General features: G+C 74.0%; 25 protein-coding genes. 11 read left to right on the forward strand and 14 right to left on the reverse strand.

Going from position 1 to position 26057, the window contains the following annotated elements:
* The first annotated feature begins 102 nt into the window (after nt 1-102).
* Nucleotides 103-696 (forward strand): NADPH-dependent FMN reductase, encoded by a 594-nt coding sequence (locus GA0070603_RS25070; RefSeq protein WP_091318605.1) that lies wholly within the window; start codon nt 103-105, stop codon nt 694-696.
* A gap of 110 nt (nt 697-806) precedes the next feature.
* Here the strand turns inward: GA0070603_RS25070 and GA0070603_RS25075 are convergent, their stop codons facing one another.
* The 5 genes from GA0070603_RS25075 to GA0070603_RS25095 all read right to left on the reverse strand — a co-directional run bounded on the left by GA0070603_RS25075 (nt 807) and on the right by GA0070603_RS25095 (nt 6866).
* Nucleotides 807-1673, reverse strand: a complete 867-nt coding sequence (locus GA0070603_RS25075; RefSeq protein WP_091318607.1) for an aminoglycoside phosphotransferase family protein — start codon at nt 1671-1673, stop codon at nt 807-809.
* Nucleotides 1674-1720: 47 nt separating this feature from the next.
* Nucleotides 1721-3142, reverse strand: a complete 1422-nt coding sequence (locus GA0070603_RS25080) for a WGR domain-containing protein (protein WP_091318610.1) — start codon at nt 3140-3142, stop codon at nt 1721-1723.
* Between the two features lie 129 nt (nt 3143-3271).
* Nucleotides 3272-4222 (reverse strand): DUF559 domain-containing protein, encoded by a 951-nt coding sequence (locus tag GA0070603_RS25085; RefSeq protein WP_091318612.1) that lies wholly within the window; start codon nt 4220-4222, stop codon nt 3272-3274.
* Nucleotides 4223-4298: 76 nt separating this feature from the next.
* On the reverse strand, nt 4299-5678 hold the full coding sequence (locus GA0070603_RS25090; RefSeq protein ID WP_091318615.1) for an FAD-dependent oxidoreductase: 1380 nt from the start codon (nt 5676-5678) through the stop codon (nt 4299-4301).
* A gap of 39 nt (nt 5679-5717) precedes the next feature.
* Entirely contained in the window at nt 5718-6866 is a 1149-nt protein-coding gene (locus tag GA0070603_RS25095) for a carboxylate-amine ligase (RefSeq protein WP_091318617.1), read from the reverse strand.
* A 159-nt stretch (nt 6867-7025) separates the two neighbouring features.
* Here GA0070603_RS25095 and GA0070603_RS25100 point away from each other — a divergent pair, with 159 nt between their 5' ends.
* The 4 genes from GA0070603_RS25100 (at nt 7026) to GA0070603_RS25115 (ending at nt 11359) form a co-directional block, all read left to right on the forward strand.
* Nucleotides 7026-7295, forward strand: coding sequence for a DUF6412 domain-containing protein (locus GA0070603_RS25100; protein ID WP_091318619.1), 270 nt, complete (start codon nt 7026-7028; stop codon nt 7293-7295).
* A 119-nt stretch (nt 7296-7414) separates the two neighbouring features.
* Nucleotides 7415-8158, forward strand: coding sequence for a YidC/Oxa1 family membrane protein insertase (locus GA0070603_RS25105; protein ID WP_091318621.1), 744 nt, complete (start codon nt 7415-7417; stop codon nt 8156-8158).
* A 76-nt stretch (nt 8159-8234) separates the two neighbouring features.
* Nucleotides 8235-9659 (forward strand): carbohydrate-binding protein, encoded by a 1425-nt coding sequence (locus GA0070603_RS25110; RefSeq protein WP_091318624.1) that lies wholly within the window; start codon nt 8235-8237, stop codon nt 9657-9659.
* 134 nt (nt 9660-9793) lie between these two features.
* Complete coding sequence (locus GA0070603_RS25115) at nt 9794-11359, forward strand: cellulose binding domain-containing protein (RefSeq protein ID WP_091318627.1); 1566 nt, start codon at nt 9794-9796, stop codon at nt 11357-11359.
* Nucleotides 11360-11372: 13 nt separating this feature from the next.
* On the opposite strand, the gene GA0070603_RS25120 is transcribed toward GA0070603_RS25115, so the two are convergent.
* Together GA0070603_RS25120 and GA0070603_RS25125 are read right to left on the reverse strand one after the other, a co-directional pair.
* Nucleotides 11373-12035, reverse strand: coding sequence for a DedA family protein (locus tag GA0070603_RS25120; protein WP_091318630.1), 663 nt, complete (start codon nt 12033-12035; stop codon nt 11373-11375).
* A 92-nt stretch (nt 12036-12127) separates the two neighbouring features.
* Nucleotides 12128-12727, reverse strand: coding sequence for a DUF1349 domain-containing protein (locus GA0070603_RS25125; RefSeq protein ID WP_091318632.1), 600 nt, complete (start codon nt 12725-12727; stop codon nt 12128-12130).
* A gap of 72 nt (nt 12728-12799) precedes the next feature.
* Between GA0070603_RS25125 and GA0070603_RS25130 the strand changes: the two genes are divergently transcribed.
* Both GA0070603_RS25130 and fabG read left to right on the forward strand, forming a co-directional pair.
* Nucleotides 12800-14452, forward strand: a complete 1653-nt coding sequence (locus GA0070603_RS25130) for an alpha-amylase family protein (protein WP_091318635.1) — start codon at nt 12800-12802, stop codon at nt 14450-14452.
* 55 nt (nt 14453-14507) lie between these two features.
* Nucleotides 14508-15266: a 3-oxoacyl-ACP reductase FabG gene (fabG, locus tag GA0070603_RS25135; RefSeq protein WP_091318638.1), complete on the forward strand. Its 759-nt coding sequence runs from the start codon at nt 14508-14510 to the stop codon at nt 15264-15266.
* 42 nt (nt 15267-15308) lie between these two features.
* On the opposite strand, the gene GA0070603_RS25140 is transcribed toward fabG, so the two are convergent.
* Both GA0070603_RS25140 and GA0070603_RS25145 read right to left on the reverse strand, forming a co-directional pair.
* Nucleotides 15309-15713 (reverse strand): hypothetical protein, encoded by a 405-nt coding sequence (locus GA0070603_RS25140; protein ID WP_091318641.1) that lies wholly within the window; start codon nt 15711-15713, stop codon nt 15309-15311.
* On the reverse strand, nt 15706-16101 hold the full coding sequence (locus GA0070603_RS25145) for a hypothetical protein (RefSeq protein ID WP_091318644.1): 396 nt from the start codon (nt 16099-16101) through the stop codon (nt 15706-15708). The genes GA0070603_RS25140 and GA0070603_RS25145 overlap by 8 nt, the downstream gene beginning before the upstream one ends.
* Nucleotides 16102-16274: 173 nt before the next feature.
* Between GA0070603_RS25145 and GA0070603_RS25150 the strand changes: the two genes are divergently transcribed.
* Both GA0070603_RS25150 and erm read left to right on the forward strand, forming a co-directional pair.
* The gene (locus tag GA0070603_RS25150; protein ID WP_091322295.1) at nt 16275-17171 is read left to right on the forward strand and encodes a Gfo/Idh/MocA family protein; all 897 of its coding nucleotides are present in this window, start codon (nt 16275-16277) and stop codon (nt 17169-17171) included.
* A gap of 340 nt (nt 17172-17511) precedes the next feature.
* Nucleotides 17512-18333, forward strand: coding sequence for an ErmE/ErmH/ErmO/ErmR family 23S rRNA (adenine(2058)-N(6))-methyltransferase (erm, locus tag GA0070603_RS25155; protein WP_091318647.1), 822 nt, complete (start codon nt 17512-17514; stop codon nt 18331-18333).
* A gap of 6 nt (nt 18334-18339) precedes the next feature.
* On the opposite strand, the gene GA0070603_RS25160 is transcribed toward erm, so the two are convergent.
* Nucleotides 18340-18531 carry a DUF2795 domain-containing protein gene (locus GA0070603_RS25160; protein ID WP_091318650.1) on the reverse strand — a complete coding sequence of 64 codons (192 nt, stop codon included), beginning with the start codon at nt 18529-18531 and terminating at the stop codon, nt 18340-18342.
* Between the two features lie 81 nt (nt 18532-18612).
* Between GA0070603_RS25160 and GA0070603_RS25165 the strand changes: the two genes are divergently transcribed.
* Nucleotides 18613-19869 (forward strand): erythromycin esterase family protein, encoded by a 1257-nt coding sequence (locus GA0070603_RS25165; protein ID WP_091318653.1) that lies wholly within the window; start codon nt 18613-18615, stop codon nt 19867-19869.
* Between the two features lie 21 nt (nt 19870-19890).
* On the opposite strand, the gene GA0070603_RS25170 is transcribed toward GA0070603_RS25165, so the two are convergent.
* From GA0070603_RS25170 to GA0070603_RS25180, 3 genes are all read right to left on the reverse strand, one after another.
* Nucleotides 19891-22071: an MMPL family transporter gene (locus GA0070603_RS25170; protein ID WP_091318656.1), complete on the reverse strand. Its 2181-nt coding sequence runs from the start codon at nt 22069-22071 to the stop codon at nt 19891-19893.
* Nucleotides 22072-22103: 32 nt separating this feature from the next.
* Entirely contained in the window at nt 22104-22649 is a 546-nt protein-coding gene (locus tag GA0070603_RS25175) for a TetR/AcrR family transcriptional regulator (RefSeq protein ID WP_091322296.1), read from the reverse strand.
* A gap of 79 nt (nt 22650-22728) precedes the next feature.
* Nucleotides 22729-23124, reverse strand: coding sequence for a winged helix-turn-helix transcriptional regulator (locus tag GA0070603_RS25180; RefSeq protein WP_091318658.1), 396 nt, complete (start codon nt 23122-23124; stop codon nt 22729-22731).
* 79 nt (nt 23125-23203) lie between these two features.
* Between GA0070603_RS25180 and GA0070603_RS25185 the strand changes: the two genes are divergently transcribed.
* The gene (locus tag GA0070603_RS25185; RefSeq protein ID WP_091318661.1) at nt 23204-24676 is read left to right on the forward strand and encodes an MFS transporter; all 1473 of its coding nucleotides are present in this window, start codon (nt 23204-23206) and stop codon (nt 24674-24676) included.
* Here GA0070603_RS25185 and pdxR read toward each other — a convergent pair.
* A complete protein-coding gene (gene pdxR, locus GA0070603_RS25190) occupies nt 24622-26028 on the reverse strand; it encodes a MocR-like pyridoxine biosynthesis transcription factor PdxR (protein ID WP_091318663.1) in 1407 nt (468 codons plus the stop codon). The genes GA0070603_RS25185 and pdxR overlap by 55 nt on opposite strands.
* Nucleotides 26029-26057 lie beyond the last annotated feature (29 nt).

The following is a 26057-nucleotide window of genomic DNA, read 5'->3' on the forward strand; positions in this document are numbered from 1 at the left end:
TAGGGCGGGTTCCGGCCGCCCCGGCCGGCGTAGCGTGGCCCTGCGGGGGCCAGCCTCGGTGCGGTCTGGTTGCCGCCGTCGCGGCGGCGGACCGTGGAGCCCATGAACGAGAAGCACAAGTTGGTCATCGTCATCGGAAGCGTCCGCGAGGGCCGGTTCGGGCCGGTCGTCGCGTCCTGGGTCGCCGAGCGGGCGCGCGAGCACGGCGGGTTCGACGTCGACGTCGTCGACCTCGCCGACGTGGAGATCCCGCTCGCGCTGCCGGCCGAGTCACCGAAGTTCGCGGGTGACGCGTACCCGCGCCCGGCGGCCATGGCGCCGCTCACCGCCCGGCTGACGGACGCGGACGCGTTCATCCTGGTCACGCCCGAGTACAACCACAGCTACCCGGCCGCGCTGAAGGCGGCCATCGACTGGCACTTCACCCAGTGGACGGCCAAGCCGGTGGCCTTCGTGAGCTACGGCGGGGCCGCCGGCGGCCGGCACGCCGTCCTGCACCTGGAGAACGTGCTCACCGAACTGCACGCGGTGACGATCCGCGACGGGCTCGCCTTCCCGAACTACTTCACGTCGTGGAAGGACGGTCAGCCGCTCGACGCCGCGGCGTCCGGATACGCCAAAACCCTGCTGGACCAGCTCGCCTGGTGGGCCGGCGCCCTGCGGACGGCTCGCGAGGCGGTCCCGTACCCGGCCTGACCGCCGCGTGTCGTGGCGTGACCGGCCCCCTGGACCGGTCACGCCCGGCCGGCCTGCGAATCTCGCTGGACCGGTCACGCCCGGCCGGCCTGCGAATCTCGCTGGACCGGTCACGCCATGTCGAGCAGCCGGCGAACCGTCTCGACCTGGTGCGGGAAGACCTCGTCCTCGCCGATGCTCCAGGCCAGCGTGTGCACGACCGCCCAGCCGCGCACCCGCTCGCGGTCCAGGTCCAGTTCGGCGGTGAGCCGGTCCAGCCGGTGCCGGAGCGCGCCGGGGGAGCGGCCCAGCTCGGGGCCGCGCACCAGCGGCACCGCCCCGAACTCGCGCTCGCCCACCAGCGGCTTCGGGTCGATGACCAGCCACGGCTCGCGGCCGGCCGCCAGCACGTTGCCGGCGTGCAGGTCCTGGTTGACCAGCACCTGCTCGCCCTGGCTGGGCACCAGGTCGGCGAGCAGCCCGAGCGCGACGTCCAGCAGCCGCCGCTCGAACGGCCGGTTCAGCCGCTCCCACTTCGCCGGCAGCCGCTCGGCCCAGCCGGCGGCCTCCTCGGCGAGCGGCGTGAACGGCGGGCCGGCCGGCACCCAGACCCGGGGCAGCAGACCGACCGCCACGTCGAGTGCCGCCTCGGGCGGCAGCGCGTGCAGCGGGGTACCGGGGACGCAACGCTCGACCAGCAGGGCGCGGCGCTCAGCGTCGTGGGCCAGCAGCCGGATCGCGCCCCGGCCGGCCCAGTGCGCCAGCGCGGTCGCCTCGTGCACGCTGTCGTCGTCCGGGTACTGGAGCTTCAGCACCGCCGGGGTGCCGTCCGGCAGCTCCGCCGGCACGGCCAGCGACGCGAACGCGTACGCGAAGGGCGGGCCGACCCGCAGCTCCCACCGGGCGGCGCAGTCGGCCAGCCGGTCCGGCAGGGTGGCCAGCCAGGCCCGGCCGGCCGGATACCGCTCGGTCCAGCGCAGCCCCTCGGGGATCTCCATCCGGCCATCCTGCGGGCGGGGCGTCGGCGCCGACAACGCGATAACGCTCAGCGGAGCCGGCGGATGTCGCCGTACGCCCGGTAGAAGCCGCCCCGCCCGGCCTCGCGGACCTCGGTGACCAGGTAGCGGGCCCCGGGCTCGCGGATGCCCTTGGGAAACTGCACCGACCAGTCGCGCCGGTAGCCGTCGGAGAGCACGTGGACGCGGAGCCGGCCGCCCTGGTCGACGCACTGCACCACCACGCCGGACCGGTCGTCGGTGGTCACCTCCACGCTGGTCCAGGCGGCCGGCTCGGGCAGCCGGGCCGGGGCCTTCACGTCGACCACCTCCGGCACGCTGCCCGCCTCGGCGGCCCGGATCGCCGGCTCGCTGGCGTCGATGCACGCCAGGTAGCCGCCGGTGGTCACCACGTAGAGCCGCTCCTCGTGGTACTGCATCGAGTACGCCGAGCCGCAGCCGGTGCCCAGCTTCCACAGCCGGTTGCCGGCCTCGTCGAAGCAGTAGATCGAGGAGGCGCTGTCGCCGGCGAAGACGTACCGGCCGCCCTCGGCCGTGGCGCAGGAGAAGACCGCGGCGTCGCACCGGTAGGTCCGCTCGGCCCGGCCGTCCTTGCGCAGCCGCACCACCTCGCGGGTGCCCGTGCCGGCGAACACGGCGTCGCGTTCCTGCCAGCCGAACAGCACCGCACCGGTGCGGGTGTGCCACAGCTCCCGCCCGGTCCGCCAGTCGTAGCCGGTGACCCCCTGCGAGTGGCCGTGGTAGAGGGCGTCGGTGTCGCAGCGCACCATCCAGGCCGAGCGGCCCCGGCCCGGCCGGCGCCACAGGAACTCGTCCTCGTGGTCGACCGCGGCGATGCCGCCCTCGCGGTCGGACACGCCCAGCACGCCGTCGTGGATGTCCAGCCAGTAGATGTCGATGTCGGGGGCGATCGCGTACGCCACCCGGGGCACCTTGCCGGAGAGGTCGTAGACGTTGCCGTCGTCGCAGCCCGCGTAGATCCAGGCGTCGTCGGCGACGATGCACTTCACCCCGTCGGGGAGCCGGACCTGGTGCAGCACCCGGGCGTCGTGGTCGAGCGTGGTGATCACGCCGTGCTCGTTGCCCACCATGCAGGTCTGCCCGTCGATGAAGATGCCGAACGCGGGCGCGCCCGAGGCGTAGCGCCAGAGGACCGGTGCGGTGCGGGCGGTGGAGCGGGTGCTGACGATCTGCCGGCGGGAGACGGCGCGCTTCTGGCGTACGCCGGGGACCGCCGGGGCGTATCCCTTGCGGACCTTCTCGCCGATCTTCTTGGCGGCGGCGGCCCGGGCGCGGGCGTTGTCCGGGAAGCTGCTGCACTTCACCTGGCCCTGGTCGCCGATCCGGCCGTAGCGCACGCTCATCGTGGTGCCATCGACCACCACCTCGTAGAACTTGTGCGCTCCACCGTCCACTTCGGACAGTTCGAGGTACGTCGTCTCCTGCGACATGGGATGCCTCCGAGGGGAAGTGCCGGACCCGGCAACGCGACAGCGCGCACAAGGTAACCGCGCCCCCCGACAAAGAGCTTCGGGTGCGTCTGTTGTCGCTGGGACGACAACAGGTGCACCCGCAACGGGTCAGGGACGCCAGCCGGCCGCGGTGAGGGCGGCGCGGAGTTGCGCCACCACCTCGTCCGGGCGGTGGCGGACGTCGAAGGCGGTGAACCGCAGTATCCGGTCGCCCTCGATCCAGACCCGGTTCTGGCGGCGCAGGTCCGCCGCCCAGTGCCGGACGTCCATGTGGTGCGCGCCGTCCACCTCGACGTGCAACCGCCAGCGTGGCCAGTAGGCGTCCAGGTAGCGCTGCCGGCCGTCGGCGTCCCGCCGGCGTGCCTGCCCGTCCGGCGCCGGCAGGCCGTGGCGGCGGCAGAGCCGGACCAGGTCGATCTCGGACAGGGCCTCGGCGCCGCCGGCCACGTCGCGCAGCGTCTCCCGGATCAGGCCGCGCCGCCGCGCGCGGGGCATCCGCTCCAGCACCGCGCCGATCTCCGCCGGGGTCGCCCGCCGCTGTTGGCAGCCGGCCGCGACGATCTCCTGCGCCTCCTCGTCGGTACGCGCCCACCGTGCCGCGTCCACCAGGGACCGTGCCATGGTCGTCCGGTCCGGACGGCCCCGCTGGTGGTCGGCCGCGGGGAGTTGGCGTACCCGGCGCACCCGGACGGCCGGCAGGCCCAGCGGGAGGCGTCGCAGCAGGTCGGGCGCCCGCCGCTGGTGGGGCACCAGGACGTCCACCGCCTCGTACCGCCAGGTGCCCCGCAAACCGCCGGCACGCGCGGATGCCAGCCCGGCGAGCACCGCCCCCTCGCCCGCCGCCAGCACCGCGACCCACCACTGCTGGTCCTGGCTGAACGGGCCGTCCGGGGCAGCCCGGAGCACCCCGCGGCACACCCGTTGCCAACGGCCGCTGGCCAGCAGGTGCCGCACCTTTCCCGGCGTCAGCTCGGCGACCGCCTGCGCCCAGGTGAGCACCCCGCACTGGGTGAACAGCGTCCACTCCAGCCCCGACGCGTCGTCTCCCGGCACTCGCACCGGTCGATCCCACCGCGCTTCGGGTGCGTTTCTTGTCGCCCCAGCGACAACAACCGCACCCGAAACCCGACAGGGGTCAGCGGCCGGAGTGGGCCAGCGCCTCGACGGCCTTGCGGGCGGCGATCAGCACCGGGTCCCAGACCGGGGCGTACGGCGGCGCGTAGCCCAGGTCGAGCGCGGTCATGTCGTCCACAGTCATGTTGTTCCACAGCGCCACGGCCAGCGTGTCGATCCGCTTGGCCGCCTCGGACCAGCCGACGATCTGCGCGCCCAGCAGCCGGCCGCTGGGCCGCTCGGCGATCAGCTTCACAGTCATCGGCCGGGCGCCCGGGTAGTAGCCGGCCCGGTTGGTCGACTCGGCCAGCACGGTGATGAACTCGAAGCCGGCCGTGGTGGCGTCCCGTTCGCGCAGGCCGGTGCGCCCCACCTCCAGGTCGCAGACCTTCGTCACCGCGGTGCCGATCACGCCGGGGAAGGTCGCGTACCCGCCGCCGATGTTGATGCCGGCGACCCGGCCCTGCTTGTTGGCGTACGTGCCCAGCGGGATGTGCACCGGCATGCCGCTGACCCGGTGCAGCGACTCCACGCAGTCGCCGGCCGCCCAGACACCGGGCACCCCGGGCACCCGCATCCGCCGGTCGACGCGGATCGCCCCGGACGGGCCGACCGGCAGGCCGGCGGCCTCGCCGAGGGCGGTGTTCGGTCGTACGCCCAGGCCCAGCACCACGACGTCGGCCGGCATCGGGCCCTCGTTGGTGACCACGGCGGCGATCCGGCCGTCCCGTTCCTCGAGGCCGGTGACGGTGAGACCGGTGCGGATGCCGATGCCGGTGCCCCGCATCGCCTCGGCCACCAGTTCGCCCATGTCCGGGTCGACGGTCGCCATCGGCTGGTCGGCCTGCTCGACCAGGTCGACCGAGAGCCCGTGGTGCAGCAGCGCCTCGGCCATCTCCACGCCGATGTAGCCGCCGCCGACCACCACCGCGCGGCGGGGCTTCGGCTCGCGGTCCAGCCAGTCGAGCAGCGCGGTGCCGTCGTCGAGGGTCTGCATGCCGAACACCCCGGCCACGCCGCCGCGCGCCCAGTCGGGCTGGATCGGGCGCGCGCCGGTGGCGTACATCAGCGTGTCGAAGCGCTCGCGGACCTCGCCGCCGCCCTCCAGGTCGCGGGCGACCACCTCGCGGCGGTCGAGGTCGATGGCGGTGACCTCGTGCCGCAGCCGGACCTCGATGTCGAAGTCGTCGCGGAAGGTGGCGGGGTCCCGGGCGATGAGCTGGTCGCGCTCCGGCACGAGCCCGCTGACCCAGAACGGGATGCCGCAGGCGGAGTAGGAGGTGAAGTGGCCCCGCTCGAAGGCGACGATCTCCAGGTCGCTCCGGTCGCGGAGGCGCCGGGCCTGGGACGCCGCCGACATTCCGGCGGCGTCCCCGCCGACGACGACCATCCGCTCCGTCACGACGCCATCCTGTCACGGCCGCCGGGCCGGCGGGGGCGCTCAGCCCCGGGTCTGCCGTGCCACGTCCGCGACCACGTCCACGAGCTTGCCGGTACGCGCGAACACCGCCCGCTGCCGTGCCGCGCCGCTGCCGTGCCGGCGCAGCCCGCCCAGCAGGTCGGTCACCTGGTCGAGGTCGCCGTGCCGCGCGAGTTCCGGGCGGACCCGCTCGACCAGCCCGTCGAGCAGTTCCCAGGCCGGGCGCAGCTCGCCGTCGGTGAGGTCGACGCCCTCGCCCTCCAGCCCGTCGTGGGCCGCCCGCCAGTGCGCGGCGACCAGCAGGTGGTGGTCGGTGTTGATGGCCGGCCGCCCCTCGGCGATCTCCGTCCTGGCGGTCGCCACGAGGGCCCGGACCAGGGCGGCGACCAGCACCGCGTCGTCCACCGAGGGGCAGACGTCACCGATCCGGATCTCCACGGTCGGGTACTTGGCGGAGAGCCGGGCGTACCAGTAGAGCATTCCCTCGTCGAGCATCACGCCGCTGGCGATGAGCTGCCGGATCAGCCGCTCGTAGTGTTCGTGCGACTCCAGCCAGGGGGTGGGCGCCACGGAGGGCCAGCGCTCCCACTCGACCGAGCGCCAGCTCGCGTAGCCGGTGTCCTCGCCCTTGGCGAACGGGGAGTTGGCGGTGACCGCGTGCAGGATGGGCAGCCAGGGCCGGACGTGGTTGAGCACCTGCACCCCGGTCTCGGCGTCCGGGACGCCGACGTGCACGTGCATGCCGTTGTTGCCGGGCCCCGGCACCAGCAGCCTGAACCGCTCGATCATGCGGTCGAAGCGGGGCTTGTCCACCACGGGGGGCACGGGTCCGTCCACCGGCCCGGTGCCGATGGCCAGCAGCCGGACGCCGGCCCGCTCGGCGGCGGCGGCCAGTTCGCCGCGGAGCATCGCCAGCGAGTGCCGGATGGAGGACAGCTCCAGGCCGGGCGGGCTGCCGATCTCGATCTGGCTGGTCTGGAACTCCCGTTCCACCTGGCCCCGCAACTCGGCCGGCACCTGCTCCATGACGAGGTCGACGGCGGGCACGGCGGCCCCGGTGTGCGGGTCGACGAGGAGGAACTCCTCCTCCACGCCGACCGTCAGCAGGTCCGTCCCGCCGGGTGCGGCGTTCCGTTCCCGCTCCGCCACTGACCCGCTCATCGACACCACCGTCCGCTCCGTACCGGCCGCGGCACCGTGCCGCCCGGTCGACGCCCTGTTACCCACCGTGTCGGCGTGGGGAAACGCTCGGCACGGCGTGTCGCCGAGCGCGCGCCGCGATCGGGTCCGGGGCGTGACAACGGGTTCTAGGGTGGTCGTGTGGCAGGGATGCTGTTGACCGGGACGTGGGCGTACGCCCTCGCCCTGCTCGCGGACCGCCCGGCCGGCCTGCTCGCCGGCGCGGCGGTGGCCGCCGCGCTGCTGCTCGCCACGCTGCTCGCGCTGCGGGTGCGGGCGCTGCCCGCGCCGCGCGGCGGACCGCGCGCCGTCGCCCTGCGGGCCCGGGCCCGGCACCGCCGGGTGCCCCGGCAGGTCGACCCGGACGCCCCGGGGCGGCCTCGTCCCCGTGCGCCCGGGCTGCTGCCCTCGGCCGCGTAGCCGCCCCGCGTCGGGTCCTCCCTCCGGCGCGCCGCCGCCGCGGCCGGTTCCGTCGTCATCCGTCCCGCCGGGACGCGTCGTCCCGTCGGGGCATCCGGGATCGGACCGAGGGGTTTCCCATGCTCGCCTTCGCACCACTGCACGCCGCGACCTCCGCCGCCGCCACCGTCGTCACCTGGCTCGCCGACACGCTCGCCCCGCTGACCGGCGGCGCCGCGACGGCCGCCGCGATCGTCCTGTTCACCGTCGGGGTCCGGCTGCTCATCTCGCCGCTCACCCTGGCCCAGGTCCGCGGGGAGCGGCGCCGCGCGGCGCTCGCCCCCGAGGTCCGCGACCTCCAGCGCCGGTACGCCGACGATCCCGCCCGCATGCAGAGCGAGTTGTTCGCGCTCTACCGTCGGGCCGGGGCCAGCCCGGTCGCGGGCTGCCTGCCGGCGCTGTTGCAGGCGCCGTTCTTCCTGGTCATGTACCGCCTCTTCGCCACCGGTGACGGGCACACGCGCCTGCTGGACGAGAAGCTCGCCGGCGTACCCCTGGGATGGCACCTCGGTGACGGGCTCACCGGTCCGGTGGTGGCGGTGTTCGGGGTGCTGCTGGCGGCGCTGCTCGTGCTGGCCTGGTGGTCCGCGCGGCGGGCGCGCCGGGCGGCCGCGGCAACGGGCACCATCGCGGGCGCGCCGACCGAGGGCCCGGGCGCCGCGGTGCTGGGTTGGCTGGTGCCGCTGCTGCCCTTCACCACGGTGCTGGTGGGGCTGGTGGTGCCGCTCGCGGCGGTGCTCTACCTGGTCACCACGACGGCGTGGACCGCGCTGGAGCAGGCCGTGCTGCGCCGGCCCCAGCCGGAAGGCATCGACGGGCGTTGACAAGTGCGGGGACGGGCGCGTAGAAAACGCCTCAGAGAGCGCTCTCTCCTGCCCGTCCCCGCAGAGAGGCACCCCGATGAACCCTGTCCCGGCGGCCACGGCCGCCCCCTCCGCCGTGCGCCCGTCGCGCCGGCGGCTCTCCCTGGCGGCCGCCGTGCTCGCCACCACCACCGCCCTCGCCACCGTCACCATGACCGCCCACGCCGCCGTGCCGCCGCCGCCCAGCGGCTGGAGTCTGGTGTGGAGCGACGACTTCACGGGTGCGGCCGGCACCCTGCCCTCCTCGGCCAACTGGATCATCGACACCGGCACCAGCTACCCGGGCGGCCCGGCCAACTGGGGCACCGGCGAGATCCAGACCTACACCTCCAGCACCGCCAACCTGTCCCAGGACGGCGCCGGCAACCTGCGGATCACACCGCTCAAGGACGGCTCCGGCCGGTGGACCTCGGCCCGGATCGAGACGGTCCGCGCCAACTTCAAGCCGCCCGCCGGCGGCGTCCTAGCCCTGGAGGGGCGGATCCAGATGCCCAACGTGACAGGCGCCCAGGCCGCCGGCTACTGGCCGGCCTTCTGGGCGCTGGGCTCGCCGTACCGGGGCAACTACCAGAACTGGCCGGGCATCGGCGAGTTCGACGTGATGGAGAACGTCAACGGGATCAACTCGGTCTGGGGCGTGCTCCACTGCGGCGTCGCCCCGGGCGGGCCGTGCAACGAGTTCAACGGCATCGGCAACTCCCGGGCCTGCCCGGGCAGCACCTGCCAGTCGGCGTTCCACACCTACCGGTTCGAGTGGGACGCCTCGATCAGTCCCCAGCAGCTGCGCTGGTACGTCGACGGCCAACTCTTCCACACCGTCAGCCAGAGCCAGGTGGGTGAGCCGTACTGGGGTCAGATGACCAACCACAACGGCTACTTCATGCTGCTCAACGTGGCGATGGGCGGCGGCTTCCCGAACGGGGTGGCCGGCTCCGCCACGCCCACCGCCTCGACCGTCTCCGGCCGGCCCATGCTCGTCGACTACGTGGCCGCGTACACCCGTGGTGGCGGCGGCACGCCGTCGCCCACCCCGACCACTCCGCCGCCCGGCGGGTCGGTGGACGCGTACTCGACCATCCAGGCCGAGGCGTTCAGCGGGCAGAACGGGGTGCAGGTGGAGTCGTGCAGTGAGGGCGGCCAGGACATCGGCTGGCTGGCCAACGGCGACTGGGCCCGCTACGACAACGTGGAGTTCGGCGCCACGCCGCCGAAGGACTTCGTGGCCCGGGTCGCCTCGGGTGCGCCGGCCGGGGTGAGCGGGCTGGTCGAGGTCCGGGTGGACAGCCCGTCGAACCCGCCGATCGGCAGCTTCGCGGTCGCCAACACCGGCGGCTGGCAGAGCTGGCGCTCGGTGCCGGGCAACGTCGCCGCGGTCACCGGCCGGCACACCGTCTACCTGACCTTCACCAGCGGCCAGCCGGCCGACTTCGTCAACGTCAACTGGTTCACCTTCCGGCGCTGAGCCGGCCGCTCCGGGGGTCCCCGCGGGGGACCCCCGGTTGCCTCTGGACAGAAACAGTTAACAGTCTTAATAATGAGCGCACGTCGACGGTCGTAAATGCCCACCCTCCACCACAACGGTCCCTGGAGGACGCCGTGAGACTCCGCTCCACCCGTATGGCGACGTTCGCCGCCACGCTCGCCGCCGCCCTGGTCGCCGGCACCCTGCTGGCCGCGCCACCCGCCTCCGCCGCCACCGCCGCCTTCGTCCGCACCACCAGTTGGGAGACCGGGTACGAGGGCAAGTTCACCGTCACCAACGACACCTCGACCAGCATCTCCTCGTGGAACGTCCAGTTCGACCTGCCCGCCGGCAGCACCCTCGGCTCGTTCTGGGACGCCCGGCTGACCACCTCCGGGCAGCACGTCACCGCGGTGAACCAGTCCTGGAACGGCACCCTCGCCCCGGGCGCCAGCACCACCTTCGGGTTCAACGTCAACGGCACCGGCAACCCGACCAACTGCACGGTCAACGGCGGCTCCTGCACGGGCGGGGGCGGCGGCACCCCCGGCGCGCCGGCCACCCCCGGCGGCCTCCGGGTCACCGGCACCACAAACACCTCGGTCTCCCTGGCCTGGAACGCCGTCTCCGGCACGGTCACCGGCTACCGGGTCTACGAGGGCGGCACCGTGAAGGCCACCGTCACCGGCACCTCGGCCACCGTCTCCGGGCTGAGCGCCTGCACCGGGCACAGCTACACGGTGGCCGCGTACAACGCCAGCGGGGAGTCCGCGAAGTCCGGGGCGGTGTCCGCCACCACGACCGGCTGCACCGGCGGGGGCGGCGGCGCGATGGCCGCGGCGCCCTACCTCTACCCGGGCTGGGGCGACCCGCCCGCGCCGTCGACGGTGATGGGCGCGACCGGGATCAAGTGGTTCACCATCGCGTTCGTGCTCTCCGGCGGCGGCTGCACCCCGGCCTGGGACGGCAGCGGCCCGCTCACCGGCGGCACGCACGCCAGCACCATCGCCGCGATCAAGGCGGCCGGCGGAGACATCATCCCGTCCTTCGGCGGCTGGAGCGGCAACAAGCTCGGCCCGAACTGCTCCTCGGCCAGCGCGCTGGCCGGCGCCTACCAGCAGGTCATCAACGCCTACGGGCTCAAGGCGATCGACATCGACATCGAGAACAGCGACGAGTTCGAGAACGAGGTGGTGCAGGACCGGATCCTGGACGCCCTGAAGATCGTCAAGCAGAACAACCCGGGGATCCGGACGATCGTCACCTTCGGCACCTCGACCACCGGACCGAACTACTACGGCACCCGCCTGATCAACCAGGCCGCGGCGAAGGGCGCCAACATCGACGTCTTCACCATCATGCCGTTCGACTTCGGCGGCGGCGCGAACATGTACCAGAGCACTGTCAACGCGGCCGAGGGGCTGAAGAACGCGCTGAAGACCGCCTTCGGCTGGTCCGACGCGACCGCGTACGCCCACATGGGCATCTCCGGCATGAACGGCCTCTCCGACCAGCAGGAGCTGACCTCCCCGGCCACCTGGACGCAGATCCGGGACTGGGCGAAGGCCCGCGGGCTCGCCCGCTTCACCTTCTGGTCGGTCAACCGGGACCGGCCCTGCCCGGGCGGCGGGGTGGTCTCCAACTGCTCCGGCATCTCGCAGAACACCTGGGAGTTCACCACCATCACCGCGGGATTCTGATCCCGCGCCGCGGTCAGCGCCCGGCGGTCACCGACTGCCGGGCGCGCCGCCGGCGCACCTTCTTGACCACCCAGCTGACGATCATCACGGCGAAGACCGCGAAGATCGCGTAGTTGAACCAGTCGCTGTACTGGTTGACCCGTTCCCAGCGCGAGCCGAGCGCGAAACCGGCCCCGACGATCAGCGCGTTCCACACCCCGCTGCCCAGCGTGGTGAGCAGGACGAACTCGCCGAGCGGCATGCGGTTGGCGCCGGCCGGCACGGAGACCAGGCTGCGCACCACCGGCACTACCCGGCCGATCAGCACCGCCCACCGGCCGTGCCGCTCGAACCAGCGGTCGGCCTTCTCCAGGTCGTCCCGGTCCACCAGGGGGATGTGGTCCAGCCAGCGCTTCAGCCGTTCCTCGCCGAGGGCCGCGCCGAGCCAGTAGAGCACCAGCGCGCCGAGCAGCGAGCCGGCCGTCGCGGCCAGCACGATGAGCGCGACGTTGAACCGGCCCTCGGCGGCCAGGTAGCCCGCCATGGCCAGCACGACCTCGCTGGGGATCGGCGGGATGATGCTCTCCAGGGCGACCAGCAGGGCCACCCCGACCGCGCCGAACGAGTCGATGACGCTCGCCACCCAGCCGGTCAGCCCGGTGAACTGGTTCGGGTCGACGTTCTGGGCGAGTGCCATGGGCGTCCTTCCGCGTGGTCCCGGGGATCCGTAAGCGGTACCCCGGCCGGCGCCCGGCACACCTGCCGGTGACCGGAGCCACGGCCGCCGGGTCAGCCCTCCGGGTGCAGCGCGGCGTCCGCCGGTCCCCGCCGCCAGCCGGTGAAGCGGACCACCAGGCCGCCCCGGCTGGGCGAGCAGCAGTACGGCCCGGCCGCCGCCTCGGCCTCCGGGTCCAGCGGGGCCACCCGGACCAGCCGCCACGGCTCCGCGTCGGCCCGCGCGCGGACGGTCAGCGCGTCACCGGCCCGGCTGATCCGGACCGTCACGTCCCGCCCCGACCACTCCGGCACCGGCGCCACCGACCAGTCGGACCGCTCGTCGGTGACGACCGCGCCGACCTGCGGCTGCCCGTCGCTGACCTCCACCCCGGCCTTGGTCCACCGCCGCTCGTCCACCCGGACGAGCACCCCGGCCTGGTCGAACTGGGCGGTGTAGTCGAGCCGGAAGCTCACCTCCACGGCACTGTCCACGGGAAACGGGGCGAGCAGCGCCGAGCCGTCGTCGTGCACGAAGCCGTAGCTGGTCCGCCGCCAGAAGTCGCTGCCCCCGCGCGGCTCGACCAGCAGCGCGTCGCCGGCGGAGTCGGCCCGCTCGGGCGGGTTGAGCCAGGTGCCGGCGGACCAGTCGAGGGCGTGGGTGTCGGCGCTCATCCCGGCACCGTACCGGCCGGCTGTCCGGCGGTGGGGTTTGCCGCGGTCGGCAACCGGAGAAGTAAACCGGGCATGGGTGACAGGTGGTATCAGGAGGCGGTGGTCTACTGCCTCGACGTCGACACGTTCGCGGACTCCGACGGCGACGGGGTGGGTGACTTCCGCGGCCTGATCGGCCGGCTCGACTATCTCGCCCGGCTGGGGGTGACCTGCCTCTGGCTGCACCCGATCCACCCGTCGCCGAACCGGGACGACGGCTACGACGTCACCGACTTCTACAACGTCAGCCCGAAGCTGGGCACCCTCGGCGACTTCGCCGAACTGCTGCACCAGGCGAAGAACAAGGGCATCCACGTGATCATCGACCTGGTGGTCAACCACACCTCGGACGAGCACCCGTGGTTCCAGTCCGCCCGCTCCTCGCCCGACTCGCCGTACCGGGACTGGTACGTCTGGAGCGACGAGGCGCCGCCGGACCGCCACCAGGGCATGGTCTTTCCCGGCGAGCAGAACGAGACCTGGAGCTACGACCGGACCGCGAAGGCCTGGTACTACCACCGCTTCTACAAGTTCCAGCCGGACCTCAACGCGGCCAACCCGGAGGTCCGCGCCGAGATCAAGAAGATCATGTCGTTCTGGCTCCAGCTCGGCGTCTCCGGATTCCGCATGGACGCCGTGCCGTTCATCATCGAGCTGACCGAGCCGGGCAACCCGGACTCGCCCAAGGACCTGGAGTTCCTCACCGAACTGCGCCAGCACGTGCAGTGGCGGCGGGGCGACGCCATCCTGCTGGCCGAGGCCAACGTCGAGCCCGACCAGCTGCCGGTCTACTTCGGTGACAGCGGCGGCTCGGCCAACCGCATCCACATGCTCTTCGACTTCATGATGAACGGCCGGCTCATGCTGGCCCTGGCCCGGCAGGACCCGGAGCCGGTCATCGAGGCGCTACGGGACACCCCGGCCCTGCCCGAGGGCGGGCAGTGGGCCACCTTCCTGCGCAACCACGACGAGATCGACCTGTCCCGGCTCACCGCCGAGCAGCGCAACCAGGTGTACGAGCAGTTCGGCCCGGACGAGGACATGCGCCTCTACGGCCGGGGCATCCGCCGCCGCCTGGCCACGATGCTCGGCAACGACCGCCGGCGCATCGAACTGGCGTACGCGCTCCAGTTCTCGCTGCGCGGCACGCCGGTGCTGCGCTACGGCGAGGAGATCGGGATGGGCGAGGACCTGTCGCTGCCCGGCCGGGAGGCGATCCGCACCCCGATGCAGTGGTCGTACAAGGAGAACGGCGGGTTCTCCACCGCCGACCCGGAGAAGCTGGTCCGCCCGGTGATCGACAAGGGCGAGTACGGCTACCAGAAGGTCAACGTGACCGCCCAGCGCAAGGACCCGAGGTCGCTGCTGGGCTGGTTCGAGCGGATGATCCGCACACTCCGGGAGGCTCCGGAGATCGGCTCGGGAAGCACCAGCCACATCGACGTGCCGATGCCGCCCGGCGTGCTCGCGCACCGGGCCGACGGTCCGACCGGGACGATGGTCTTCCTGCACAACCTCGGCACCGAGGACGTGGAGGTCGACCTGAGCATCCTCGCCCCGGAGGCCGACCTGCCGATCGACGTGCTCACCGACCGCAACTACGAGGAGGTCGGCAAGCTCGACCGGTTGAAGCTGAGCGGCTACGGCTACCGGTGGATCCGGATCTGCCGGGGCACCCGGCTCTGACGACCGACCCGGCGTTAAGCTCCTTCGATCGAGCCCAAGTTACCGGGAGGTAATCATGTCGGAGGAGCCCCGCGTCGCCATCGTGACCGGAGCCGCGCGCGGCATCGGCGCGGCCACCGCCCGACGGCTGGCCGCCGACGGCATGGCCGTCGCCGTGGTCGACATCGAGGAGTCGGCGACCAAGGAGACCGTGGACGCCATCGCCGCCGCCGGCGGTCGGGCGCTCGGCGTCGGCGCCGACGTGTCCGACCGGGCCCAGGTGGAGGCCGCCGTGGAGCGGGTCGCCGCCGAGCTGGGTGCGCCGACCGTGCTTGTCAACAACGCCGGCGTGCTCCGCGACAACCTGCTGTTCAAGATGACCGACGCCGACTGGGACACGGTCCTGGGGGTGCACCTGCGCGGCGCGTTCCTGTTCAGCCAGGCCACCCAGAAGCACATGGTCGAGCGGAAGTGGGGCCGGATCGTCAACCTCTCCAGCACCTCGGCGCTGGGCAACCGGGGCCAGGCGAACTACTCGGCCGCCAAGGCCGGGATGCAGGGCTTCACGAAGACCCTCGCCATCGAGCTGGGCCCGTTCGGGGTGACCGTCAACGCGGTCGCGCCGGGCTTCATCGTCACCGACATGACCGCCGCCACGGCGGCCCGCATGAAGGTCGACTTCGAGGCGCTCCAGCAGCACGCCGCCGCCGAGATCCCGGTGCGCCGCACCGGCCGGCCGGAGGACGTCGCGCACACCATCTCGTTCCTGGCCAGCGAGGGCGCGTCCTTCGTCTCCGGCCAGGTCATCTACGTCGCCGGCGGCCCCAAGGACTGACCGCGGCCGAGCCGTCCCGCCCGGCCGGAGCCGGGCGGGCGGTCAGGCCGCGTCGTGCCGGGTGCGCCAGAGCCAGAACAGGCCGAGCACCGGCAGCACCAGCGGGATGTAGCCGTAGCCGCTGCCGAAGCCCGACCAGACCGTCTCGTCCGGGAACAGCTCCTTGTCGGCCAGGCTCAGGATGCCGACGCCGACCACCCCGACCAGCTCCACCGAGCAGCAGGCCAGCGCGACCCGGCGGCCGGTGTGCCCGGCGCGGGCCAGCCCGACCGCCGCCACGATGTAGATCAGCGCGGCCAGCGCGGAGAGCAGGTACGCCACCGGCGCCTCGTCGAACTTCGTGGCGATCTGGAGCCCGGCCCGCGAGGTCGCCGCGATGGCGAAGAGGATGTAGACCGCGATCAGCAGCCGGCCCGGCCCCCGGTTCGTCGCCCGCTGCTCAGCCACCGACGACCTCCCAGGTCTGCTGCAACCGGACCACCACCACGGGGGTGACCAGGCAGACCGCGCAGACGATCGCCGAGCCCCACCGGGTCGGCTCCATCCGGGCCAGCACCCAGGCCAGCGGCGGCAGGCAGACGAGCGTCACCAGGTAACCGAAGAACGCCCCGGGCTCGCCCGGCCGGTCGCCGCCGCCGAGCGCGACGAGCGCCACCACGGTGAGCGCCAGCAGGGCCACCTCCAGCACGGCCAGGCCGACGAACTGGAGTCGGTCCGGCGCCCGGTGGCGTACCGCCGCCACCAGGGCCCAGACCGCGATCAGCAGCGACAGCACGATCGATGCCGTCGCGAGGATGCCGTCCACCGGCGAGCCGGCCGCCGCGGCGGTGGTCATCGACGCCGTCCCGGCGCAGTCGAATTCACCGGCACAGCCTACTAACCGCCGTAGTAGCCACCCCCGACCGGCTCTCCCGCGGGGTCGCGGCGCGCCGGCCGGGCCGGACGACTAGCGTGGATCACGGCCACCGGCGTACGCCGTGGCGCAGGAGCGACAGCAGGGGGTCCGTGGTGCGGTTCGGCTTGTTCGGCACGGGTCACTGGGCGGCGGAGACCCACGCCGCCGCCATCGACGCGCACCCGCGGGCCGAGCTGGCCGGCGTCTGGGGGCGCGACCCGGCGAAGGCGGCCACGCTGGCCACCCGGCACGGCGTACCCGTCTTCGAGGACGTCGACGAGCTGCTGGCCGCCTGCGACGCGATCGCCGTGGCGCTGCCGCCGGACGTGCAGGCCGAGATCGCCGTCCGGGCCGCCACCGCCGGGCGGCACCTGCTGCTGGACAAGCCGCTGGCGCTGAGCCTCGCCGACGCCGACCGGGTGGTCGCCGCCGCGCAGGCGTCCGGTGTGGCCTCGGTGGTCTTCTTCACCCAGCGGTTCCACCCGAACGTCACCGGCTTCCTCGCCTCGACGGCGGCGGCCGGCGGCTGGCAGCACGCCCGGGCGACCATGTTCGCCTCGATCTACCAGCCCGGGAACCCGTACGGGAACTCGCAGTGGCGGCGCGACCGGGGCGCCCTCTGGGACATCGGCCCGCACGCGCTGTCGCTGATCCTGCCGGTGCTCGGCCGGGTCACCCGGGTCGCCGCCATGGACGGCCCGAGCGGCCTGGTGCACCTGCTGCTCACCCACGACGGCGGCGCCACCAGCACACTCTCGCTCACCCTCGACGCGCCGCCCGAGGCGGTCACCCGGGACTTCGTCTTCTTCGGTGAGAACGGCACCGAGACCGTCCCGCCCGGCGACGGCAGCGTGCTCCAGGCGTTCGGCACGGCCATCGACCAGCTTCTAGAGGAGGTCGAGGCGGGCACCCGCGACCACCGCTGCGACGTGCGGTTCGGCCGGGAGGTGGTGGCGGTGCTCGACGCCGCCGAGACCGCCCGCAGCCAGCGGCGCACCGTCGACCTCTGAGTAATTCCGTCGCGGGCCGGCCGGGCCGCCGCTAGCCTCGCCGGCATGTTCACGCATGCCCTGATCGACGTGGCCGTCACGCCGGCCGCGCGGGGGCTCCTCCTGGTCGCCCGCCCGCGGGTCCGGCGTCCGGCCCTGGCCGGCCGGCACGCCCACCGCGCCTGACCTGACCGTCCGCACCGCCGGCCCCTGACCGGGCCGGCCGCCGCCGGCTGCCCACGCGCCCCGCGTGCCCGCCGATCTCCAGGGTCGTCCGAGTCCCGATCCGCTCGGACAGGCCCGGGGTCCCTCGTGCGCCTGTCCGTTCCCGTCGCCGTCCGGCGACAGACAGGACGATCCCGTGGCGCCCCGCCGACCCCGTACCACCGCACGCGACAGGTCCCGTCGCGTACTGTCCCAGAACTTCCTCGCCGACCCGGCCGCCGTCGCGCGGATGGTCCGGGCGGCCCGCCCCGGCCCCGACGACCTGCTGCTGGAGGTGGGCGCCGGTCGCGGCCAGCTCACCCGGCCACTCGCCGCCCGGTGCGGCCGGCTGGTCGCGTACGAGGTCGACCAGGCCGTGCTGCCGGAGCTGACGGCGGCCTGCGCGGACCTGCCGCACGTCGACGTCCGGGCGGCTGACTTCCTGGCCGCCGTCCCGCCCGACGAGCCGTTCGCGGTGGTCGGCAACATCCCCTGGTCGCTGACCGCCGCCGTGGTGCGCTGGTGCCTCGCGGCGCCCGGGCTGCGTTCGGCGACCCTGCTCACCCAGCTCGACTACGCCCGCAAGCGCACCGGCGACCACGGCCGGTGGAGCCGGCTCACCGTGCTCACCTGGCCCGAGCACCACTGGCGGCTGGCCGGCCGGGTGCCCCGGGGCGCGTTCCGGCCGGTGCCGGCGGCCGACGGGGGCATCCTCCGGCTCGACCGCCGCCCCGAGCCGCTGCTGCCCCGCACGGCGCTGCCCGCCTACCGGCGGATGGTCGGGCTCGGCTTCGGCGGGGTCGGCGGCTCGCTGGCCGCCTCCCTGCGCACCGGCCACCCGCGCCGGCGCCTCGACGGGGCGCTGCGGGCCGCCCGGCTCGCCCCGGACACCCCGGTGGGGCTGGTCTGGCCGGAGCAGTGGTTGGTGCTGTTCCGGCTGCTGCACGCCGTGGACCCCGGGGCCGCCGGACGGTGGTGAGCGGGCTCAGACCAGGGTGTTGAGCGCCTCGCCCAGCTCGGCGGGGGTGTTGAACTCCTCCGCCGGCAGCGCCTTGAGCATCTGGAGCATCTCCGTGCTGACGCCGTTCTCCTGGCCCCAGCGGACCAGGTCCGCTCGGGAGACCGGGTAGTCGAGCCCGGCCAGGAACTCCTGCAACTGCACCCCGGTGACGGTCATGCCGGCGGGCTACCCGCTGTGCCGGGCGCCATGCCCGCCGGCGTGGCCGTTTGCCCGGACGGGTCCCGGGTAGCCGCTGGCATGCTGGTACAGCGGCTCGGCGCGCCGAGCGACTTCGACCCGCTGCTGGAACGCGTCCGGGATGCGCGGATCGTCATGATCGGCGAGGCGACGCACGGCAGCTACGACTACTACCGGCTGCGCGAGCAACTGACCCGGCGGCTCATCGCCGAACAGGGCTTCGACTTCGTCGCGGTGGAGGGGGACTGGCCGGACTGCGACCGGGTGAACTGCTCGGTGGTGGGCGCACCGGGCGGGCTGGCCGATCCGCAGACCGCGCTGGAGCGCTTCGAGCGCTGGCCGACCTGGATGTGGGCCAACGCCGAGGTGGCCCGGTTCTGCCGCTGGCTGCGGGCGTGGAATCTGGAACGCCCCGAGGGGGAGCGGGCCGGCTTCCACGGGTTGGACGTCTACAGCCTGTGGGAGTCGATGCAGGCCATCTTCGACTACCTCGGTGAGGAGGATCCGGCCTCGCTGGAGGCGGCGCAGGAGGCGTACCGCTGCTTCGAGCCGTACGGGAAACGGGTCGAGGACTACGGGACGGCCAGCCGCTTCGTCTCGGCCCGCTGCGAGGAGGAGGTGGTCCGGCTGCTGGCGCGTACCCGGGAACAGGCCGCCGCGGACGGCTCGGACCGCTTCTCGGCCTGGCAGAACGCGGAGGTGGTGGCCGGCGCGGAGCGCTACTACCGGGCCATGGTGGGTGGCGGCCCGGAGTCCTGGAACATCCGCGACATCCACATGGCCGACACGCTGGACCGGCTGCTCGACCGCTACGGGCCCCGGGCGCGCGGCATCGTCTGGGCGCACAACACCCACGTGGGCGACGCCCGCGCCACCGACATGGCGGCCGACGGGCTGGTGAACATCGGCCAGCTCGGCCGGGAACGGCACGGCCGGGACGCCGTGGTGCTGGTCGGCTTCGGCAGCTACCGGGGCACGGTGGTCGCGGCGCCGCGCTGGGGCTCGCCGGCCGAGGCCATGGTGGTGCCGCCGGCCCGGGAGGGCTCCGTCGAGCGGCGGCTGCACGAGCTGATGCCGGAACGTGCGGTGCTCGTCTTCGGCGGCGAGGACCAGCCGGAGTGGGTGACCGAGGCGACCGACCACCGGGCCATCGGGGTGGTCTACGACCCGAGCTTCGAGTCCTGGGGCAACTACGTGCCGACCCGCCTGGGCGAGCGCTACGACGCGTTCGTCTGGTGTGACGAGGCGACCGCGCTGCACCCGCTGCCGGCGCTGCCCACGCCGGGCGAGATGGAGACCTACCCGGCCGGCGTCTGACCGGCCGGGCAGGCCCCCGGGTCACACCTGGGCGGGCTCGCGCTCGGCGAGGTGGGCGCGCAGGCCCTCGCCCTCGACGTCCACGTTGGGCAGGATCCTGCCGAGCCAGCGCGGGAGCCACCAGGCGGCGTTGTTCAGCAGCGACATCACCGCCGGGACGATTGTCATCCGGACCACGAACGCGTCGATGGCGACACCGATCGCGAGCGCGAAGCCCATCGACTTGATGACCGGGTCGTCCAGGAAGACGAAGCCGCCGAACACCGAGATCATGATCAGCGCGGCGGCGGTGACCACCCGCGCGCCGTGGCCCATGCCGTTGATCGTCGCCTGTCGGGCCGTGTCCCCGTGCACGAAGTCCTCGCGCATGCGGGAGACCAGGAAGACCTCGTAGTCCATGGCCAGGCCGAACAGGATGCCGATGAGCAGGATCGGCAGGAAGCTGACCAGCGGCCCGGGGGTGTCCAACCCGACCAGGTCGGCCAGGTGGCCCTGCTGGAAGACGGCGACCGTGATGCCGAAGGTGGCCGCCACGGTGAGCAGGAAGCCCAGCGCCGCCTTCACCGGCACCAGGATCGACCGGAACACCAGCATCAGCAGCAGCACCGACAGGCCCACCACCAGCAGGAGGTAGACCGGGAGCGCGTCGGAGAGCTTCTCCGACACGTCGATGCCGATCGCGGTGACGCCGGTGAGCATCACCTCGGCGCCCTGGATGCCGCCGACCTGTCGGCGGATGTCGTGCACCAGTTCCTCGGTCTTCTCGTCGGTCGGCCCCTTCTCCGGGATCACGCCGAGCAGCGCGGTGCGGCCGGACGGGTCGAGCTGCGGCGGGGCGACCGCCACGACCCCCTTGGTCTTCTGGATCAGCGAGGCGACCTGCGGCACGGCGGCCTGGGTGGCCTGCGGAGAGTCGGCGGTGACCACGACCGCGAGCCGGCCGGTGAAGCCGGGGCCGAAGCCCTCCCGGATCAGGTCGTTGCTGACCCGGGCCGGGGTCCCCTCGGCGGCGGTGGCGGCGTCCGGCAGCGCCAGGCGCATGTGCTGGGCCGGGATCGCGAGCAGGCCGAGGCCGAGCAGGCCGACCAGGATCACCGGGATGCGGAACCGGGTCACCCAGTGCGCCCAGCGGAAACCGAAGCCGGAGCGGTCCTCCGAGCCGGTGCCCGGGTCCTCGACCGCCCTGCGGTCGCGCAGCTTGCGCGGGAGCACCTTCCGGCCGGCGAACCCGAGCAGCGCCGGAGCCAGGGTGATCGCGACCAGCACGGCCACGGTGACGGTGCCGGCGGCGGCCAGGCCCATCACGGTGAGGAACGGGATGCCCACCACGGCCAGGCCCGCGAGCGCGACCACGACGGTGGCGCCGGCGAAGACCACGGCGGAGCCGGCGGTGCCGACCGCGCGGCCGACCGCCTCCTCGGGGGAGAGGCCGTCGAGCAGGTTCTGCCGGTGCCGGGAGGTGATGAAGAGCGAGTAGTCGATGCCGACCGCGAGGCCGAGCATCAGGGCCAGGATGGGCGCCGTGCTGGTCAGCTCGACCGCGCCGCTGAGCGCGTACAGGCCGGCCATGCCGACGCCGACACCGATCAGGGCGTTCAGCATGGTCATGCCGGCCGCCACCAGCGAGCCGAAGGTGACGATCAGGACGATCGCCGCGACCAGGACACCGAGCGCCTCGGTGGAGCCGACCTCCGGCTCGGCGTTCAGCACCTCACCGCCGGGGGCGATCTGCCAGCCCTGCGCCTCGGCCTGCGCGCCGACCTTCTCGTACGCCTCGCGCTGCGCGTCGGTCACGTCGTCGGCCCGGCCCTGGAACTGCACCTGGATCAGCGCGTACCGGCCGTCCGGGGTCAGTGCCTGCGCCTGGTACGGGTCGACCGCGCCGATCACACCGGGCAGCGTGGCCGCCTCCTGGGTGACCTGCTTGACGACCGCCTGCCCCTCGGGCGTGGTGAGCTGGCCGGCCCGGGGCGCCTTCACGGCGATGGTGCCGGTGGCGCCGCTGGCCGCCGGGAACCGGTCGGCGAGCAGGTCGAGCGCCTTCTGGGACTCGGTGCCCGGCATCGTGAAGTTGCTCGCCGTCGGGCCCTTCAGGGTGGCCGCGGCGAGGCCGAGGCCGACGAGTACGACGAGCCACACGACGGCCACGAGCCGCCGGCGGCGCAACGATGCCCGGCCGAGCCGGTACAGCAGGGTCGCCATCAGGTTTCCTTGTCCTCGGGGTCGGAGCGGGATCAGGTGACGGGTTCGAGGGCCCGCCGGACCACGGCCAGCAGGGCGGGCCGCAGTTCGTCGTCGGGGATGTCGATGAACTCGCCGCACGTCTCGGCGATGCCGGCGAGCACCACGAGCGCGGCGATCCGCGCGGAGGGCCGGTCGGAGTGGCCGGCGAACGCCGCGATGAGCCGTTCGGAGATCTCCTGGATGTGCGCGAACGCGGGCTGCTGGAGCAGGTCGGGGAACTCGCCCCGGAGCAGCGCGATCTCCCGGCGGAAACGCACCGCCAGGTCGACGAAGCCCTCGCCGGCGATCTCCTGCGCGGCCGCGCCGGTGGCGCCGGCGATCCGGGCGTCGAGCGCCTCCAGCACCGCGATGGCGGGCGCCATCAGCTCGGAGAGGAGGGCTTCCTTGTTGGCGAAGTGGTAGAGCACTGTCGCCTTCGAGCAGCCCACGGCGCGGGCGATGTCCTGGAGCGAGGTGCCCTTGTAGCCGGTGACGGCGAATCGCCGCGCCGCCGCCGCGAGGATCTCGCCGTGGGTCTCGGGTACCGCTCGGGCCATGCCCTCCAGCATGCCTGACCGATCGGTCAGCACCTGACCGATCGGTCAGACGGATTGCGTGGCCTTCGCCACAGCCGTGTCAGCCGACGGGCGCCCCGTGCTCCCGGTCGTACGCGGCTCGCGCCGCGCTGATCCCCTCGCGGTGCCGCTCCGCCCAGCGGGTGAGCGCCACCAGCGACTCGTAGAGCTCCTGGGCCATCGGGGTGGCGGTGTACTCGACCCGGGGCGGCACGGTGGGGTGGACCTGCCGGTGCAGGAGGCCGTCCCGCTCCAGGTTGCGCAGGGTCAGGGTGAGCATCCGGCGGCTGATCCCCTCCACCTGGCGCTCCAGTTCGGTGAAGCGGATCGGGCCCTGGGACGCGGCGATCAGGATGCCGATGCTCCACTTCCCGCCGACCCGGTCCAGCGCCTCCCGCACGGTGCAGGCCCGCGCCTGGTCGGCCTGGATGGACACACACCTGTTCCCCTGGGACATCAAAGTGCCTCCTTCCGCTCCGCCTCATGGTCACAGACGATGGCCTCAGTAACAAACCGTGCACCAAGGAGGCGTTCCGATGACGGGGACCAACCGCTGGCCCGCGCTGCTCGTGCTCTGCGCCGGCAGCCTGATGATCATTCTGGACGGCAGCATCGTCGCCGTGGCGCTGCCCGCCGTCCAGGCCGACCTCGGCTTTCCGGCCGCCGGGCTGGCCTGGGTGGTGAACGCCTACCTGGTCGCCTTCGGCGGGCTGCTCCTGCTGGCCGGGCGGCTCGGCGACCTGCTCGGCCGGCGGCAGGTCTTCCTGGCCGGGGTCGCCCTGTTCACCCTCGCCTCGCTGCTCTGCGCGGTGGCCGCCGGGCCGGGAACGCTGGTCGCCGCCCGGTTCGCGCAGGGCGTCGGAGGCGCGCTCACCACTGCGGTGAGCCTCGGCATGATCGTCCGGATCTTCCCCGAGCCGGCCGAGCGGGCCCGCGCCATCGCGGTGTTCAGCTTCACCGGCGCGGCCGGCGCCTCGCTCGGTCTGCTGGTCGGGGGAGTCCTCACCGACCTGGCCGGCTGGCGGTCGATCTTCCTCATCAACCTGCCGATCGGGGTGGCCATCGTGGCCGGCGCCGTACGCCTGATCGCGCCGGACCGGGGCGCCGGGCTGCGGGCCGGGCTGGACCTCCTCGGCGCGGTGCTGGCCACGGCCGGGCTGATGGCCGCCGTACTGGCCATCGTGGGCGCCGGCGAGCACGGCTGGACCTCGCCGCGCACCCTCGGCGCGGGCGCGCTCGCCGCGGCGCTGCTCGCCGGTTTCGCCGCCCGGCAGCGGCGCGCCGCCACCCCGCTGCTGCCGCCACGGGTCCTGCGCGCGCCCGGCCTGGTCGCCGCCAACGCCACCCAGTTCCTCATGGTGGCCGCCTATTTCGGCTTCCAGTTCCTGCTCGCCCTGCACCTGCAACTCGTCCTCGGGCTGGATCCGGCCGCCACCGGCTTCGCGTTCCTGCCCACCCCGCTGGCGATCGCGGCCGTCTCGCTGGGGCTGGCCGGGCGGCTCATGGCCCGGTTCGGGGCCCGGACCGTACTGGTCGGCGGGCTGGCGCTCGCCGTGGCGGGGTTCCTGCTGCTGGCCCGCCTCCCGGTGGACGCCCGCTACGCCGCCGACGTGCTGCCGGCGCTGCTGGTGTTCGGCGTCGCGGGCGGGCTCACCCTCCCCGCGGTCACCACACTGGCCATGGCCGGCGCGGAGCCCGCCGACGCCGGACTTGCCTCCGGGCTGGCCAACACCACCCAGCAGGTCGGTGGGGCGCTCGGGCTGGCCGTGCTGGCCACCCTGGCGGCCAGCCGTGCCGACGCGCTGCGCGCCGCCGGCACCGACCAGGTCGCCGCGCTCGCCCACGGTTACCGGTCCGCCTTCGCGGTCGCCGCCGGGCTGGTGACCGCCGCCCTGCTGGTCGCCCTCCTCACGGCCCGGGCCACCCGGCGTCCCGCACCCGCCGCCGGGACCGGTCAGGCGTCGAGGTCCTCCAGCACCGCGGCCAGCAGGTCCACGGCGGCCGGGTAGGCGTGCGCCGGCGGGTGGGCGTAGCCGACCACCAGACCGGGAGGCCCACCCGCCGGGTCGTGCCGGTGCGGGGCCAGGCCGCCGACGGCGAGCCCGCGGGCGGCGGCCGCGGCCAGCACCTCGGCCTCGGTCGGGCCGCCGGGTCGCAGGTGGACGGTGGCGTGCAGGCCGGCCGCCACCCCGGCCACCGGCGACCGGCCTCGCAGCCGGTCCAGCAGCAGGTCCCGCCGCTGCCGGTAGCGGCGCCGGACGGTGCGGACCTGCCGGTCGTAGCCGTGCCCGTCGATCAGCTCGGCGAGGGCGAGCTGGCCGATCGTCTCGGTGTGCAGGTCCAGGTGGCGCTTGGCCTCCACCACCGGCTCCACCAGCCGGGCCGGCAGCACCAGCCAGGCCAGGCGCAGCGCCGGCCCCAGCGTCTTCGCCGCCGTGCCCACGTACGCGACCTGCTCCGGTGCGGTGCCCTGAACCGCGCCGACCGGCTGCCGGTCGTAGCGGAACTCGCCGTCGTAGTCGTCCTCGACCACGAGGCCGCCGGTGGCCCGGGCCCATTCCGCCAGCGCGTGCCGCCGGGCCGGGTGCAGGGTCACCCCGCTCGGGAACTGGTGCGCCGGGGTCACCACGGCCGCCCCCACCCCGGCCAGCGGCCCGGCGCCGAGCAGGTCGGTGCGCGCGCCGAGCCCGTCGACCGGCAGCGGCAGCACCGTGCCGCCGTGCCGGCGGACCACCTCCCGGTGGAAGGCCAGCCCGGGGTCCTCCATGGCCACCGTCGGGGTGCCGGCGTCCCGGAGCACCCCGGTCAGCAGCACGAGGGCCTGGACGTACCCGGTGGTGACCACGATCCGTTCCGGGTCGGCCAGCACGCCCCGGGCCCGGCCCAGGTAGCCGGCGAGGGCCCGGCGCAGCTCGGGGCGGCCGCGCGGGTCGCCGTAGCCGTAGGCCTCGGCGGGGGCCACGGCCAGCGCCCGCCGGGTGGCCCGCAGCCAGGCGGTGACCGGGAAGAGCCCGACGTCGGGGCTGCCCGGGCGCAGGTCGTACCGGAAGGTCGGCGGTCCGGGCGGCGGCGCGGCCGGCGGCGGCGCGGCCCGGCGCAGCCCGCTGACCTCCGTGCCCGCGCCGATCCGCGCGACCAGCCAGCCCTCCGCGACCAGCTGGTCGTAGGCGGCGCTCACGGTGCCGCGGGACAGGCCCAGCTCGGCGGCGAGGGCGCGGGTCGCCGGCAGCCGGGTGGCCGGCGGGAGCCGCCCGTCGCGGATGGCGTCCCGCAACGCCCGCTCCAGCCCGGCCCGCCGGCCGCCGGTGGCGTCCAGCTCCAGGTGCAGGTCGACGCCGAAATCGGCCCAGTCCGTCGGCACGGAATTGGAGCTTACGGACGGGCCGCCGG

The sequence above is a fragment of the Micromonospora chersina genome, from assembly GCF_900091475.1.
GTDB classification, from domain to species: domain Bacteria; phylum Actinomycetota; class Actinomycetes; order Mycobacteriales; family Micromonosporaceae; genus Micromonospora; species Micromonospora chersina.

What these genes read in the sequence shown, in the direction of transcription:
- GA0070603_RS25180 (WP_091318658.1), bottom strand. Translation starts at nt 23,124, where the DNA reads ATGTCCCAGGGGAACAGGTGTGTGTCCATCCAGGCCGACCAGGCGCGG.
- GA0070603_RS25070 (WP_091318605.1), top strand. Translation starts at nt 103, where the DNA reads ATGAACGAGAAGCACAAGTTGGTCATCGTCATCGGAAGCGTCCGCGAG.
- GA0070603_RS25075 (WP_091318607.1), bottom strand. Translation starts at nt 1,673, where the DNA reads ATGGAGATCCCCGAGGGGCTGCGCTGGACCGAGCGGTATCCGGCCGGC.
- GA0070603_RS25185 (WP_091318661.1), top strand. Translation starts at nt 23,204, where the DNA reads ATGACGGGGACCAACCGCTGGCCCGCGCTGCTCGTGCTCTGCGCCGGC.
- GA0070603_RS25125 (WP_091318632.1), bottom strand. Translation starts at nt 12,727, where the DNA reads ATGAGCGCCGACACCCACGCCCTCGACTGGTCCGCCGGCACCTGGCTC.
- GA0070603_RS25170 (WP_091318656.1), bottom strand. Translation starts at nt 22,071, where the DNA reads ATGGCGACCCTGCTGTACCGGCTCGGCCGGGCATCGTTGCGCCGCCGG.
- GA0070603_RS25175 (WP_091322296.1), bottom strand. Translation starts at nt 22,649, where the DNA reads ATGGCCCGAGCGGTACCCGAGACCCACGGCGAGATCCTCGCGGCGGCG.
- GA0070603_RS25100 (WP_091318619.1), top strand. Translation starts at nt 7,026, where the DNA reads ATGCTGTTGACCGGGACGTGGGCGTACGCCCTCGCCCTGCTCGCGGAC.
- GA0070603_RS25110 (WP_091318624.1), top strand. Translation starts at nt 8,235, where the DNA reads ATGAACCCTGTCCCGGCGGCCACGGCCGCCCCCTCCGCCGTGCGCCCG.
- GA0070603_RS25105 (WP_091318621.1), top strand. Translation starts at nt 7,415, where the DNA reads ATGCTCGCCTTCGCACCACTGCACGCCGCGACCTCCGCCGCCGCCACC.
- GA0070603_RS25130 (WP_091318635.1), top strand. Translation starts at nt 12,800, where the DNA reads ATGGGTGACAGGTGGTATCAGGAGGCGGTGGTCTACTGCCTCGACGTC.
- GA0070603_RS25120 (WP_091318630.1), bottom strand. Translation starts at nt 12,035, where the DNA reads ATGGCACTCGCCCAGAACGTCGACCCGAACCAGTTCACCGGGCTGACC.
- fabG (WP_091318638.1), top strand. Translation starts at nt 14,508, where the DNA reads ATGTCGGAGGAGCCCCGCGTCGCCATCGTGACCGGAGCCGCGCGCGGC.
- GA0070603_RS25145 (WP_091318644.1), bottom strand. Translation starts at nt 16,101, where the DNA reads ATGACCACCGCCGCGGCGGCCGGCTCGCCGGTGGACGGCATCCTCGCG.
- GA0070603_RS25080 (WP_091318610.1), bottom strand. Translation starts at nt 3,142, where the DNA reads ATGTCGCAGGAGACGACGTACCTCGAACTGTCCGAAGTGGACGGTGGA.
- GA0070603_RS25160 (WP_091318650.1), bottom strand. Translation starts at nt 18,531, where the DNA reads ATGACCGTCACCGGGGTGCAGTTGCAGGAGTTCCTGGCCGGGCTCGAC.
- GA0070603_RS25165 (WP_091318653.1), top strand. Translation starts at nt 18,613, where the DNA reads ATGCTGGTACAGCGGCTCGGCGCGCCGAGCGACTTCGACCCGCTGCTG.